Genomic DNA, 14,415 nt, shown 5'->3' on the forward strand with positions numbered 1-14,415 from the left:
ATGTCAGCTTCCGCAAACAACGCAGAGCTCGATCGCACGGCATGCGCCGTGGCCGATGCGGCGCATGCCGCCCAGGCCTCGGCCACGGCCGGCGACATCGTGTGCGCCGCCAACATCGCCGAGAACCCCTACAAGCGCGACTTCCCGCTGCTTGCCAACCATCCCGACCTGGTGTTTTTGGACAGTGCCGCCACCGCGCAGCGCCCCGCTGCCGTGCTTGACGCGCAGCGCCGCTTCTACGAGGAGATGAACGCCAACGCCCTGCGCGGCCTGTACCGCCTGTCGGTCGAGGCCACCGAGGCCATCGAAATCGCCCGCCAGCGCGTGGCGAAGTTCATCGGCGCGCCCGACGCGCACGACATCGTGCTCACGCGCAACGCCTCCGAGTCGCTCAACATCGTGGCGAAGGCCTTCGCCCCCACCGTGCTTAAGCCCGGCGACGAGGTGTGCATCACCATCATGGAGCACCACTCCAACCTCATCCCGTGGCAGCAGGCCTGCCGCGCGGCCGGCGCGAAGCTCGTCTACCTCTACCCCGACGAGAACGGCGTCATCACGCCCGAGGAGATGGACGCGAAGATCGGCCCGAAGACCAAGATCTTGTCCGTGGTGCACGTGTCCAACGTCCTTGGCGTGCAGAACCCCGTCGAGGAGCTGGGCCGCCGCGTGCACGAGCAGGGCGGCTACCTGGTGGTCGACGGCGCGCAGTCCACGCCGCACATCCACGTGGACGTGCAGGCCATCGGCGCCGACTTCTTCGCCTTCTCCGCGCACAAGCTGTTCGGCCCGTTCGGCATGGGCGTGCTGTGGGGCCGCGACGAGCTGCTCAACGCCATGCCGCCGTTCCTCACGGGCGGCGAGATGATCGACTCGGTCACCGAGCAGGACGCCACCTGGGCGCCCGTGCCCGAGAAGTTCGAGGCCGGCACGCAGGACGCCGCCGGCATCTACGCCACCGCGGCGGCCATCGCCTACGTGGAGTCGGTGGGCCTCGACGTCATCGCCGCGCGCGAGCAGGCGCTCGTGCGCTACTGCATGGACGAGATGGCGAAGCTGCCCTTCGTCACCATCATCGGCAGCCCCGACCCCGACATGCACCACGGCGTCATCAGCTTCAACGTCGACGGCATCCACCCGCACGACGTGGCCAGCATCCTGGACATGGACCAGGTGGCCATCCGCGCCGGGCATCATTGCGCGCAGCCGCTGCTCACCTGGCTGGGCGTGGAGAACCTTGCCTGCTGCCGCGCCAGCCTGGCGTTCTACAACGACAAGAAGGACGTCGACGCCTTGATCGAGGGCCTCGGCAACGTTTGGAGGACCTTCAATGGCTAACATCTACACCGCCGCGCTCATGGAGCACAACGCGCATCCCGACTACAAGTACGACATGGAGGGCGCCACCGACGAGCACGAGGGCGTAAACCCCAGCTGCGGCGACGAGATGGTGCTGAAGCTGCGCATCGAGGACGGCATCATCGAGGAGGCCGCGTTCACCGGCCACGGCTGCGCCGTCTCGCAGGCATCCGCCGACATGATGGCCGACCTGGTCACCGGTGAGACCGTGGAGGAGGCGCGCCGTCTGTGCGGCCTGTTCATGAAGATGGTCAAGGGCGAGACGCTCACCGACGAGGAGAAGGAAGACCTCGACGAGGCGGCCCAGCTGGAAAGCATCAGCCATATGCCCGCGCGCGTGAAATGCGCCGAGCTGGGCTGGCGCACCCTGTCCGAGATCATCGGCGAATAAGAGCGTCCGGCGCCGCCGCGATTCCCTATTCAACAAGTAGGGAATTATACGTTTGTCGGTAACATTTTGCCGACAAATGGCTATACTCGCGTTTGTCCTAGTTTTTCGAGCCCCGTCCGGATACCCGGGCGGGGCTTTTTTGCGAAGCGTGAACAGGGGACGGAGGTGTGTTCGCGATACGTTGTCGAAAGCGCGGTGATCGGTTCCGAACGCACCCCGTCCCCTGTTCGTCAGTTCCCTATTCACGCAGAGCCGCGATGCGCGATGGGCAGCTGCAATGCTTCGAGCCGGCCTTCTCTCCCGTGTCATCAAGCGGGCCGCGCGAGAACGTGCACGGGAAGAGCATAGAGGGGCGAAGGCCCCGCAGTTCGCAGAGCTGCGGGGCCTTCGCATGTTTTCAATCAGATGCTGCCATGCCGCACATGGGATGCTGCTAGTATGGGGAACGTTTGATTGGATAGCGGATCACGGAGGACGCACATGCTCGCATTGCACGTATTGGCCAGCGGAAGCTCGGGGAACGCCGCGGTGGTCGAGAACACCGCCACCGGCGCCGGCGTGCTGATCGACTGCGGCATCTGCAAGCGCGACTTCCTCAACCGCTGCGATGAGGCCGGCTTCGACCCCGGCCGCATCCAGGCCATGTTCGTGACGCACGAGCACAGCGACCATGTGAAGGGCCTGGGCGTGGTGTTGCGCGGGCTGGCGAAGGTGGGCAACGTGCCGCCGGTGTTCGCGGCAGGTGCGTGCACGGCGAACAGCAGCGCGCTGACGAAGGTGGCCGAAGCGTTCGACGTCCGCGAGCTGACGACGGCTTGCGCCCTGGCGGGCAGCCGGGATGTGGCAAGCGCCGCCCTCGATGGCACGGCGCCGCACGCGGCAATTGCCGGCCCCGGGCATGGTTCGGCGGCGTATGCTGCCCCCGCTGGGCAGGATTCGGCGCCGCATACGGCCGGCCCCGGCGCCGTCGAGGCCGCGGGCATGCACATCGTTCCCTTCGCCACCAGCCATGATGCCGCCGCGTCGTTCGGCTTCCGCATCGAGGACGCCGCCGATGGCGATGCAATCGGCTACTTGACGGACTCAGGCATCGTCACGGCGCAGGCACACGCGGCGCTGCGCGACGTGCGCATCCTGGCGCTGGAGAGCAACCACGACCCGAAGATGCTGACCGCCGGGCCGTACCCGTACGTCATCAAGCAGCGCATCGCGTCGAACAGCGGACACCTGTCCAACGACCAGGCAGCCGCCGAGCTCGGCACGCTGGTTGCCGAATCGCGCACCGCGGGCCTGCGCCTGCCGCAAACGGTGGTGGCCATGCATGTATCGCAGAACAACAACGACTGCAGCCTGGCCAGGCGCACGCTCGAGGCGGCGCTCGGCGAAGCCGACTGCTACGCGGAAACCCTCTGCGGCTACCAAGCCCGCCTCACCACCGCCCGATAACAACCACCCGACGCCTCTGACACTTTGGGCCGGACACTTTGGGGACGTAGAGCGTTAACTGTCCGGATTCCCCGAATGCGGAATATCGAAACCAAGCGTTCGCCGCAGGCGCCTATCGTCAAGCGCTTAACGAAGAGGCCGGCCAGGCGTACCTTTCGTTAAGCGCCCATCATGCCCTTCGGAGCCGGACACCTCGGGGACGTAGCACTAACTGTCCAGAATAGGGAAACCGCTAACGGGCGTCCTCCCAGGGATGGGAAGTTAGATGCCAGCCGCCGCAATAGGGGCACTCGTAGATCTGCAGGCCGCGTTTGCCCTGCTTCTGGCACCAGGCAAGGTTTTCCTGCGCCTCTGCCAGCGTGGCGTAACGATTCTTCGATTCGCACGCCTTATATCGCTGGGCGCTGTCGCGCTCCTCCGCAAGGTGAGCATGGCGCGAATCTTCCCGCGCGAACACGTCGTCGAGCGCATCGAAACCGCCCAGCTGTGCGTTGAACCGCGCTTTCTCCTTCGCCCAAGAAGAGCGATTCTTCTTCGAGGCCATAGTCCCCCCTCAAAACAAATCACCTCACCATATACCAAGCCGCGCCGTTTTTCTCAAACAACTTCCGATACTGCGAAACCGGTCATCGAACGGTTGGCGGCCATGCGCCGCGGCAAGCTATTTCGGACTCATTTTCTTCACCGATGTCGCCAAGTCCGACCCGGTGCTCGCCACGCTGCTGGCCTTCGTCACCTTCGCGGTGAGCTTCCGGGCCCGCCCGTTCGGCAGCCTGCTGCTCGGCGGACAGAACACGGCCCTGGTCATGAACTTCGGCATCCAGACGCTTGGCTGGTACCTGGGCACGATGACCGCAATCGCCCTGGTCGCGCTCGTGTTCTTCCGCGAAAGCAAGGACGTGGACTTCGAGCAATAGCAATCCAGAGCACACCCAACTTAAGCCCGAGAGCGCGGGCCAAACTTCAAGCAGGCCTGTCCCGCTTTTGCTATTCTGCGGGCTTCACCACCGTAAGCTGCATTTTGAACGGGGTGACGCCGCGCACGCTGTGCGGGCTTCCCGAGGTCATGACGATGGATTGACCTGCGGAAAGCTGGTGCGGCACGTCGTTAACGGTGATTTCGCCCGTGCCCTCGAGCACTGTGATGAGCGCGTCGCCCGACGCCGCGTGGCTTGACATGCCCTCGTCGGCGTCAATGGCGAACACTGTCATTTTGCAGCCCGGCGTCTGCGACAACGTAAGGCTGTTCACGCGTCCCGGTTCGATTTCAACCAGGTCCTTCAGGGTGAAAATGCTTGCGTGCTCCACGTTTTTGATGAGTTCTGCCATGGGAATTTCCTTTCTTGCTGCGTCATCGTGACACGTCGTTGACCTGCCACGATGCCTGTGTTTCTCACTACCTCTATCCTTCCGGTCACCGATATAAACTGGCTTAAGGATGAGCCAGCTCCAGCAAACGCTTACTCGCGCGCATTCAGCTGCAGCAGCTTGAAGCCTTCGCCGCCCGCGTCTTCCACGGCATGTTCAACATGCGCGGGGACACGCAACACCTGACCAGCCTCAAGCACAATGCGGCTTTCCGGCAGCACGACGCATGCCGCGCCCTCCACCAGGTAATACAGCACATCGCCGAAGTATTCTTCCTCGCTCACGCTTTCACCCGGTGCAAACGCCAGCAGCGTAAGGTCGAACCCAGCATTGCGCGTAAGCGCCATGCTCGACACCTGACCTGGGCGAATATCGATCATCTGAGCCAGCGGCGTTGCGACATCGGTTGGTAAGTTGCGAAGCGGCATAAAAGCCTCCGTTCGTTCGTGGCCTTAAGAGTTGCGTTGCCTCGATTGCGAATATAAGCGAATCTTGCTCGTCAATGCCATCATGTAGCGAAAATGGCAACTCGGCGCCGTGTAACGCCGCCTATTGGCAGGCGGCGCTACACGTAGTACAAAAACGATCGCAGGCGCTCTTCGACGCTTTGGTCAAGCGCGCCGTCGAACGCCAAGTGCAAAAGCGGTGCCTGGCAAGGCACGCTCTTCAAGCGCAGCATGATGTCGGCGTTCTCGTACATAGACGCCACCGCCACAACGCCGTCGGCCCTCTGGCCCGCCTGCACTGCCTTCGCGTACCGATACCGCGCGTTCGCGCCTGCAAACTGACCCAGCGCGTCGGTTGCGATCTGGCGAAGCTGCGAATGGTCCGACGCATAGGCGGACATATCACCCAACGCGTCAGCCACTTGCTGCATCATGCCGCCAAGCCGCTCAAGCACCGCGTGCCACTGGTCTTGTGGCAGCGTGCGCTGTTCCGCGCCGAACAGCGGGTCAGCCTCAACCGCCGCGCTCACTTCCAGCGGCTCCGTTGCCAGCTGCGGCTGCGCCGCCGCGTGCTCATGCGAACCGTCACAGCCGCCAAGCGCGTGAGCGCATGCTGCTTCGCAACCGACAGCAAGCGCCTGCACGTCCGAAAGCGTGAGCGTCTGATCACGGTCGGATTCAGGCTGAGACGCCGGCACGTCCGGCAGGCCCACCACCCTCGGTGCGCCGGTTTCGCCCAACATGGGCATGAGGCCGCCCACCACTTTGCCGTGCCTTGCCTCGTCGCAGCCGTCTTCCCAGACGAACAGCAAGTATTCGGCGAACGGGGCGCGCATCGCACGGTAGCCTTCGCCCTCCAAGCGAGCGAACAAACCGCCCGTGAGCTCGTCGCCGACAACCAGCGGCCACTCGCCCACAAGCGCAAGGGTTTTGCGAGGCGCTACAGGCACATCCTGCCAGCTTTCCCGGGCAGCGCTCGCCGCCGCCAACACGTCTTCCAAGGTCAAATGCGGTTTTGCGAACGTTTCCTGCAACGCGGGACGCGCAGCAGGCGCGGCCGCCCACACCACATCACCGGCAAGCACATGCACGAACAAGCCCTCGAGATCAGCCACATTGCACGGCAGCAGCTCCACATCGGGTGCCACAACACGCACGTCGCCATGCCCCTTCGCATCCAGTACGCTACGGATAACGCGGTCGAACTGCCCATCGGCTTCGCCGCCCTGCGACGACGGCAGCAACAACTGGCTAACGCGCCAACCACCTTCCGCACTCGCGACTGCAGCCGCAGCGACATCATGTTCGGCATGCGGCCCGTCAACAGCACCAACACCTTCGCCGTATGCTTGCGCCGGACCCTCAGAGCGCACGGCCGTACAACCATCGGCAGCAGCCTCCCCATCGCCACCTTCACCCACAGCTGCCAAGCTCATGCCCAGCAAGCTGGCAAACGAGTAGTATTCCTTGCTGGTGCACTCTTTGCGCCCCAGCTCCAACGTTGTCGGCGTGGGCACCAGCTCGCGCACGGGAATGCCCTGGTCACGCAACCACTGCGCCGCAAGCGGACCATACGGCCCGAACGATGGCAAGCCCGCTAACTCGCCTTCGCGCAGCGGTTCGCACGCCGAGTTCACCACGTGCCGCGACGTAGGCGTGCCGCGCAAATCCGCCGCCTCGTAATGCTCGATAGCGTTCAAAAACGCCTCCACGCGCGTTTCCACGCCCACCTTCGAGTAATGCTCGTCCATCTCGATGTGCAGGTACGGCTTGCTCCCCATTTCCTCGGCGAACAGATGGCTGATCATGGTGTCGGGGCCGCAACCGTGGTTGGTCAGGTACACGGCGAACAGGCGCGGGTCGCGGCGAACGAGCTTCGCGCCTGAAAGGATATGCTGGCCGAACGGCCACACCACGCCAGGATAATCCGCGGATATGCCCAGGTCATGCGCATGCAGATGACTTACGGTGATAACTTTCCAGCCTCGATCGAGCAGCATGTCGGGTATACCCATGTTCAGCGCCGGATCCACGATGCCGTAGTTGCGCGTGATCAGCACGATAACGCGCTCTCCTGGTTTCAGACCGGCCAGCAGCTGATCGCCCAGCTCCTCGGTTTTGCGCGTGAACTCCGTGACGGCGAACCCGCCGGCCAGCATGGCGCGCGCCGTTTCCTGCGGCGTGCGGCCAAGTTGCGCTCCGACCTGCAGCATGACCTCTGCCATGGCACCCTGTCCGAAATCAAGGTTCATCAGGGGATTCAACAGCGTGATGCCATGGCCTTCGTAGTCCAGTTCGGACGCCACGATGGCCGGGATGGACTGCATATACGTGCACGCGTAGTTGTGCGGCACCGTCGACTTCAGATGGCGAATGGTGTGCACGCTGGGCATGAACACGTAATCGACGTCCATATCAAGCAGCTGCGCCATGTGACCGTGCACCAGCTTCACGGGGTAGCATGTCTCGCCTTGTGCGCTTGCCTGCGCAAGGCGTACCGTCTCCTCATCGGATGCGTCGGTCAGCACCACGTTGAAGCCGAGCTGCTTGAAGAAAGCGTTAGCCATGGGAAATAGCTTGTGCAACATCAAACAGCGTGGGATACCCACCGTTTTCTTCGCCGGGTCGCGCGTGGGGTCGTAGCCTTCGAGGAACATCTCGTCGACTTTATGGAAGAACGCGCGGTTTGCGGCAATTTCAGCCGGGTCGATGCGGCGGGTTTCGTGCGAGACGCCCAAAAGGTCCCAGCCCTTGAAGTTAGAGAGCACATTTTCCCGTCGGCAAACGCACGAGCTCGACACTGTGGCTGCACCGTGCGCCACACCAGCACTTTCACCGTTTTGCACCGGTTCTAGCACGCCCTGGGACTCCGCAGCCAACAGCGCTGCACCCACGGCACCCGAAACGGCGAACCACGGGCTGACCGTAAGGCTCTCGCCCGCATACGCGCGGAAGGCCGCCACGATGGCGGGGTTGTAGGCAACGCCGCCCTGCAGCACGATGCGCTGCCCCACTGGTTTGGCGTTCACCACTTTGTGCAGGTAGTTGCGCACCACCGACAGGCACAGGCCGGCAGCAACCTCGGACTTGGTCGCGCCTTTCGCCAAAGCGGCATTAATAGCGGTTTCCATAAACACCGTGCAACGTTCGCCCAGTTCAACGGGATGTTCCGCCGAAAGCGCCAGCGAGCCGTAATCGGGAAGCGCAATGCCCAGGCGCGCCGCTTGCTCTTCCACGAAACTGCCCGTGCCCGCCGCGCACACCTTGTTCATTTGGAAATCGGCCACCTGGCCAGCAACCAGGCTGATGTACTTAGAATCCTGCCCGCCGATTTCGAACACGGTGTCCACTTGCGAGTCAGCCGCAGCGGCAGCGCGCGCTTGTGCGGTGATCTCGTCGCGTACGGCATCGGCTCCGATGAGCTTGCCGATCATGGTGCGCCCGCTGCCCGTCACACCCGCGGCCACCACGCAGGCGCGATCGCCCACGCGCTGCGCCAACGAGGCAAGCCCGTCGCGCACAGCCTGCTTGGGGTTGCCGCGCGTGCGCAGGTACTGCGCGTCCAGCAGCACGCCGTCAGTGCTGACAAGCACAAGGTTCGTGCTGGTAGATCCCACGTCCACGCCCAGCGCCACTGGCACGGAAGCACCTTGTTCCAGCGCATCCACCACCGCCGAGCGCGGCATCGCGCCACCTTCGCGGGCAGGCGAACCCTGCGGGTTCCACGGGCTTGGGGCCAAGGCGAAACCGCGATTCGGCGCGCAATCGACCTGCGGCAGCTGAGGCAGTCGCGGCAGATCGTCGGCCTGCGCAGCCTGCGTTCCTTCAAGCGCAGAGCGCAAGGCGTCAAGCGACGCAAGCCCCGCGGACGCGCCACTTGCCGCGCCCGTGCCCGCAACATGCAAACCCGCGCCATCGCCCGCAGCAATGCGTTCGTCATCGCGCCTGCCCGTGCCTTCCGCCGCTGCCAGCGCCGCGCCCACCGCTTGCGCGCACACAAGCTTCTCGTCCGCGAGCAATTCGTCTTCCGCCAGGTCAAACACCTCGCGCACCGCACGAACCACGCCAGCGTTCTCCAGCACGCCGCCAGCCAGCGCCACCGGCTTTTCAACCGGCAGGTTTCGCACGATAGTGGCCTTGAACGCCTTGACCGTGGCGTGGCACAAACCCTGCAAGATATCCTCAACCGGCACGCCTTCCTGCTGACGGTGAATGATGTCGGTTTTGGCGAACACGCTGCAGCGCCCCGACAGCCGCGGCACGCTGCGCGCACCGGCGACCAAGTCGGAATAGCGCTCGAGCGGCAGGCCCAGGCGCTGCATCTGATCTTCAAAGAAGCTGCCGGTGCCGGCCGCGCAGCTTTCGTTCATGGCGAATTCCGGAGCCACACCATCGGCGATGCCGGTAACGAACACGCCCGACTGTGCACCCATGCCGATGATGCACGCCGCCTGCGGATTCAGCGCACGCACGCCTTTGACCAGGGCCGGAACCTCTTCAAGCACACGCAAACCCGGAACCAGCGCACGCAGCATGTCCGCGCCGCTGCCCGTAGCGACCACACCGCCGCACGCCTGAGCGGACAGCGGCAGGGATCGGTCGGCGCTCCCATCGGCCAGCTCGGCCAGCATCGCGCGCAAACACGGCAACGGCGAGCCTTTGTGCGCACGCCGAATCACGCGCAGCACGGTGCAACCTGCGTCAACCGCCGCCACTTTCACCGACGACGCACCGATATCGATTCCCATGTAATACACGCTCTGCTCCTTCAAGCTGCTCTCGTCTATCTCGCGCGCAAAACCTACGCGCCGGCCTTGTATGCCTCGAACTCGCCCAAAAACTCGTCGCGATCAAGGCTGCGCACCTGGCACACGTCCTCGAACGTGACCAAGTCGACGATGGGGTTGTCCAGCGAGAAGGGGAAACCCTTCGACTGCAGGAAAGCTTCGAGTTTCGGCTCGTCCGCGCATAGCTGGCGCATGGTCTTGGTTGTGTCCATATGCAAATCCTTTCAGAGGATCGATAACGTTTCTGGGCGGCTCGGAACATGATCGGCCTCGCGAAACTGCCGCCCCATCAGGTATGCGCCCGCAAGTGCCCCGCGATGCCGGCGCGTCGTCGGCTCGCCCGCCGCGGACGACTTACCTAGCTTTCGTCACACCGCCGCCTGCAGCCACGCAAACCCCGCCGCAGCGTCCGCACCACCGTCTTGCACATCGGCCAGGTTGATGCGATCGGCACCCAACAGGCGCGCGTCGTCTTCGCCGTGTGTTGCCACCAACAGCGTACGACCGGCGCGATGGCGCAGCACGAAGGCGATGACGTTCTCCTTCGTTGCTTGATCCAGACCGGTAAACGGCTCGTCAAGCACGATAAGGTCGCTTGGGAACGCCACCGCGCGCGCCAGCGAAACGCGCCTGCGCATGCCGCCGGAAAGCTCCATGGCCGACTGGCTCAGGCAATCCGCCGGCAAAATCTCGGCCAGCAGCGCAGCCACGTCGGGCCGCCTTGTATCGGGTGGCAGCACCAGCGCCACGTTCTCCACCGGCGTCAAGGTTTCACACAAGCGGTCTTCCTGGAACATCATGCTGATGCGGCCAGGGGAAACACCGCGAATCTCTCCGGAGTCGGCGTGTTCGAGGCCCAACAACACCCGGAACAACGTGGTTTTACCGCTACCCGAGGGCGCCATCAGGCAGCGCACGCCGCCACCCGGCAACGTGAACGTGACGCGCCGCAGCACCTCGTTGGCACCGTACGCCTTGCACACGCGATCGAACTCAACGTCCGGCAGCACCTCATCTGCGGCGCGCATCCTCGCATCGCCGCCGCCAACCATGCCTGCAAGCACGCCTTCGCCCGCGCTTGCGCCAACGTCTGCAACGGCCCGCTTCTTCCCGAACGGTCCCACGCTACTCGCCTCGCTTCCCGATGAAGCCGCCCAGCGGACGGTTCGCGCGCTTGAGCAGCGCCATGAATGCCTTCTCGAACAGCACCGACGCCACCATCACCACCACGGTCCACGCCAGCAGGTCGGGCGTGTCCAAAAACGTGCGCGCCGTAGCCATTTCCTTGCCGATGGAGGGCTTCGGCGTGGCCAAGACTTCGGCCATGATGCCGCTTTTCCACGTCATGCCCAGCGAAATCTTGGTGCTAGACAGCAGAAACGGCATGAACGCCGGACGGTACACGTACAAAAACGTGCGCCACTTCGACAGCCCGTATACGCGCGCCATCTCGAGCATCTGTTTGTCGACGCTTTCGAAACCCGTGACCATGTTCGTGTAGATGAGCGGCAGCACGATGAAAAAAGCCAGGAACACGGTAAGCGCCTGGTTGCCCACCCATATGAGCAGCAAGATGATGAACGACGCCACCGGGATGGTGCGCAACAGGCTGATGATGGGGTCGATGAAGTCGCGAAACAGACGCACGCGGCACGCCACCAGCGCCAGCAGGAAGCCCACCGCAAACGACAGTAAAAAGCCCAGCGCGATGCGCCCGAAGCTGGCGCCGACGATCATCCAGAAGTTCGGCATGACCACCTGGTCGGCCAGCGCCTGAGCCGTGCGGATGGGCCCGGCAAGCACCAGGCGATTGTTGACGATGCGGTCGAGTAGCTCCCACACCACCAGCCAAAACACGATGATGAGCACCTTGCGAGCAAACTGCTTGCGCGCGTTGAACTTGCCAGCGGCCGCACGACGTTCGGCGGCGGCGCGCTCGGCTTCCAGGATGCGCAGCGCCTCGTCCTCGGCCATAAGCCCTTGCGCAGACATTACGCGCACCACCTGGCTTTTCGTCACGCCCATGCTGGTAAGCATGCTCATGATCTCATCGCAGGTAACGCCTTTGGCCGTGGCCGTTTGCATCATGAAGCCCATCTGCGAGTCGGCCATGCCGTTTTGGCGCACCATCTGAGCCATCATGGCGACCTTCTCCTCGGGCATGCCCACCTTCGCGGCAATGGCGGCAAACTGCATACGAGGCAGCTCGTCGGGCACATCGGTGGCGACGGCGCCACGCGCGCCCATGCCGCCTACCAGGCCTTTAAACTTTTCAAACATGGTTCCCTTTTCCGCTACTTGCCGCCAAGTGCTTCAACGGCGGCCTGCGCGTCGGCCGCGCTAGCGGTCACGCCGCCGTTGCCGGTGCCGGCGCTGCTTTCATGCTGCGTGGCCCGCTCCAAGCCCGCCTGCAGGAAGCGCTCGTCCAGCTGACCTTCAGGCGGCAGGTAATAAAAGTCCTCACCGGGCATCTTGCCGCCGATAGAATCGGGATTCGCCAGATACAACTCGTGCAAAAAGCCCGACAGCGCCGTGCGCATATCCTCGCCCGTCAGGTTCACCATGGAGATGTAGGGCATGGCGTCAAGCGCCACGGAATTGTTGAGGAACGTGCCCAACTCCTCCTGCAGCGCGGCGGCGTCGCCCGTGTTCGCAAGCGTCCAGCTCACCGACTGGCCGGCCATGTTCAGATACTCCACCACAGCCTGCTCGTGCTCCTCCAAAAACTGGCGGTTGACGATGGTAGTGGTGGTGACGGCCTGGCTGCCCGTGTCGGCGAACGCGCGGTCCCACTCTACCGTCAGGTCGATGGGGATGTACAGCGGGTTGACCAGGATTTTCGCCAGGGAAACAAACGGCTGCGGAAGGATTGCCACGCACCCGTCCTGCTGCTGCATCATGTTGAGCACCTCAAGCGGGCTGGACTTGAACTCCAGGTTGAACGTGCCGTCCAGCCCGTTTTTCGCCAGCAGAGCCTCGATGGTGTACTCCGGCGTACCGCCCTCGCCGTAGCTGTAGACGGTGCGCCCTCGCAGGTCGTCGAGCGTGCTGACTGAGGCGTCGTTCGTCATGACGTACAGCACGCCGAGGTTGTTCACGCTGATGACCTCGTAGCGGTTCTTCAGCTCGGCGTTGTTGTACAGGATGGGGCCGATGTTGCTGGGCAGCGTGCAGATGTCGTAGTCGCCCTTGTTGAACAGCGCCGAGAGGCCCACGTAGTCCACGCCATTGGGCTCGAACGTGAAGTTGTTGAACGTTTTGCCCGCCTGAGCAGCCAAAATAAACTGCGACAGCCCCATAGACGGCGGCCCCATGATCAGCCCCACGCGCACGTCGCACGCATCGGGGCTGCCCATAAGCTCGCGCGATTCGACGCGCGTGGAGAACGTGGTGCCGTCGCCGGCGGCACCCGCACCCGCGCCGCTGCCCGCCGCCGAGCCCTGCGCGCCCTCGCCCGCCGAGCATCCGGAAAGTCCCAGCGCCGACAGCGCCGCCACACCCGCAAGCGCCGCGAAGCCGCGGCGCGACATGTTCGGATACGCCATATCCAACCCGCCTTTCGAGGGGAAAGGCTTCACGGGGGAAATGCGAAAGCGCCACGGCGCAAATAGCACAGCCAGGCCGAACGCCGTCGCAAACCCGCTGCCAGCAAGCACCGCCTGCCGAAGCAAGCGGCACCATGCAAGAGACAACGAAAGCGGACAAGCCCAAGCAGCTGCACTCATCAACGCCGCGCAAACACCGCGCTTCAACAAAACGCCCCGTCAAAGCCGCTTTTATACACGGCTAACAAGTCTAGTTAAACACGGCGAATTTGTCAGTGACTTATGTTACCATCAAGCAACTTCACAAGAAAAGTTTCGCACGGGGAATCACCTGCGCAACTCCCATCCCATCCAGCGCTGCTGGGACAAAGGGGCCATCCCTTTGTCCCATTCGTTCCATGCGGAGAACCCGATGCCGCCCCCAGCACTACAGCAAGTGCGCCAAACGCACACGTCTCTGACCTGGGCCATACACGATTGGCACGGTCTCAGTTATGCCGTTCATACACGAAAGGCACGGTAAACGAATTCAAACTCTTTTGACCTGGGTTTTTAAACTTTTCCAAGGGACTTTTCAGGCAACGAGCAACTTTTTCGAGCGACTTTTTGGCGAAATTGCAATTTTTCCTAGGGACTTTTGGCGGCATCGAATCTATTGCACGACTGCAAACGTTTTTCATCACAGGCAGGCGGCTTTTCCGCTCCATGGCTTGATGCGTTTCAGCACGGGGCTATTTTCTCGCGGGCAACTTCTAAATCGTAGGCCTCTTGGGCGCGCAGCCAATAGCCGTCGCTTAAGCCGAAGAACCGGCAAAGCCGCAAATCGGTGTCCGCGGTGATGCGTCTGTTGCCCAGCACGATTTGCCCTATGCGCTGCGCGGGCACGCCTATCTCCTTCGCCAGCCGGTACTGAGAAACGCCAAGCGGCTCCAAAAACTCCTCTTTCAGCAACTCGCCCGGAGTAATAGCCGGAAGCTTGTCCATAACCGCCCCTTTCACGAGTGATAGTCCCCACCCCAACCAATTGTTGCTTGCATATTATACATCGTTGTACAGCATGCTATACTATCATTGTC

13 protein-coding genes are annotated in these 14,415 nt (G+C 63.1%); 4 read left to right on the forward strand and 9 right to left on the reverse strand.

What is annotated here, in order from left to right; all coding sequences use genetic code 11:
* The 3 genes from SFHG_RS08935 to SFHG_RS08945 all read left to right on the forward strand — a co-directional run bounded on the left by SFHG_RS08935 (window position 1) and on the right by SFHG_RS08945 (window position 3,193).
* The gene (locus SFHG_RS08935; RefSeq protein WP_081469051.1) at window positions 1-1,335 is read left to right on the forward strand and encodes an aminotransferase class V-fold PLP-dependent enzyme; all 1,335 of its coding nucleotides are present in this window, start codon (window positions 1-3) and stop codon (window positions 1,333-1,335) included.
* Window positions 1,328-1,747: a Fe-S cluster assembly sulfur transfer protein SufU gene (sufU, locus tag SFHG_RS08940; RefSeq protein ID WP_042436498.1), complete on the forward strand. Its 420-nt coding sequence runs from the start codon at window positions 1,328-1,330 to the stop codon at window positions 1,745-1,747. The genes SFHG_RS08935 and sufU overlap by 8 nt, the downstream gene beginning before the upstream one ends.
* Window positions 1,748-2,227: 480 nt before the next feature.
* Window positions 2,228-3,193: an MBL fold metallo-hydrolase gene (locus SFHG_RS08945; protein ID WP_042436500.1), complete on the forward strand. Its 966-nt coding sequence runs from the start codon at window positions 2,228-2,230 to the stop codon at window positions 3,191-3,193.
* A gap of 232 nt (window positions 3,194-3,425) precedes the next feature.
* On the opposite strand, the gene SFHG_RS08950 is transcribed toward SFHG_RS08945, so the two are convergent.
* The gene (locus tag SFHG_RS08950) at window positions 3,426-3,737 is read right to left on the reverse strand and encodes a hypothetical protein (RefSeq protein WP_042436504.1); all 312 of its coding nucleotides are present in this window, start codon (window positions 3,735-3,737) and stop codon (window positions 3,426-3,428) included.
* Between the two features lie 163 nt (window positions 3,738-3,900).
* Between SFHG_RS08950 and SFHG_RS11020 the strand changes: the two genes are divergently transcribed.
* Window positions 3,901-4,110, forward strand: a complete 210-nt coding sequence (locus SFHG_RS11020) for a hypothetical protein (protein WP_042436506.1) — start codon at window positions 3,901-3,903, stop codon at window positions 4,108-4,110.
* A gap of 70 nt (window positions 4,111-4,180) precedes the next feature.
* Here SFHG_RS11020 and SFHG_RS08960 read toward each other — a convergent pair whose 3' ends face one another.
* The 8 genes from SFHG_RS08960 to SFHG_RS08995 all read right to left on the reverse strand — a co-directional run bounded on the left by SFHG_RS08960 (window position 4,181) and on the right by SFHG_RS08995 (window position 14,323).
* Window positions 4,181-4,522 (reverse strand): cupin domain-containing protein, encoded by a 342-nt coding sequence (locus SFHG_RS08960; RefSeq protein WP_042436509.1) that lies wholly within the window; start codon window positions 4,520-4,522, stop codon window positions 4,181-4,183.
* A gap of 131 nt (window positions 4,523-4,653) precedes the next feature.
* The gene (locus SFHG_RS08965; protein ID WP_042436510.1) at window positions 4,654-4,989 is read right to left on the reverse strand and encodes a cupin domain-containing protein; all 336 of its coding nucleotides are present in this window, start codon (window positions 4,987-4,989) and stop codon (window positions 4,654-4,656) included.
* 137 nt (window positions 4,990-5,126) lie between these two features.
* The gene (locus tag SFHG_RS08970) at window positions 5,127-9,755 is read right to left on the reverse strand and encodes an acyl-CoA dehydratase activase (protein ID WP_238318324.1); all 4,629 of its coding nucleotides are present in this window, start codon (window positions 9,753-9,755) and stop codon (window positions 5,127-5,129) included.
* A gap of 53 nt (window positions 9,756-9,808) precedes the next feature.
* Window positions 9,809-10,006 (reverse strand): hypothetical protein, encoded by a 198-nt coding sequence (locus SFHG_RS08975; RefSeq protein ID WP_042436513.1) that lies wholly within the window; start codon window positions 10,004-10,006, stop codon window positions 9,809-9,811.
* A gap of 156 nt (window positions 10,007-10,162) precedes the next feature.
* The gene (locus SFHG_RS08980) at window positions 10,163-10,918 is read right to left on the reverse strand and encodes an ATP-binding cassette domain-containing protein (protein ID WP_202898162.1); all 756 of its coding nucleotides are present in this window, start codon (window positions 10,916-10,918) and stop codon (window positions 10,163-10,165) included.
* Window position 10,919: 1 nt separating this feature from the next.
* Entirely contained in the window at window positions 10,920-12,074 is a 1,155-nt protein-coding gene (locus SFHG_RS10255) for an ABC transporter permease (protein WP_052297915.1), read from the reverse strand.
* Window positions 12,075-12,088: 14 nt separating this feature from the next.
* Window positions 12,089-13,339: a substrate-binding domain-containing protein gene (locus SFHG_RS08990; protein ID WP_202898163.1), complete on the reverse strand. Its 1,251-nt coding sequence runs from the start codon at window positions 13,337-13,339 to the stop codon at window positions 12,089-12,091.
* A 720-nt stretch (window positions 13,340-14,059) separates the two neighbouring features.
* Window positions 14,060-14,323, reverse strand: a complete 264-nt coding sequence (locus tag SFHG_RS08995) for a HigA family addiction module antitoxin (protein ID WP_202898164.1) — start codon at window positions 14,321-14,323, stop codon at window positions 14,060-14,062.
* Window positions 14,324-14,415 lie beyond the last annotated feature (92 nt).

It is taken from the genome of Senegalimassilia anaerobia JC110 (genome assembly GCF_000236865.1).
Taxonomy (GTDB): domain Bacteria; phylum Actinomycetota; class Coriobacteriia; order Coriobacteriales; family Eggerthellaceae; genus Senegalimassilia; species Senegalimassilia anaerobia.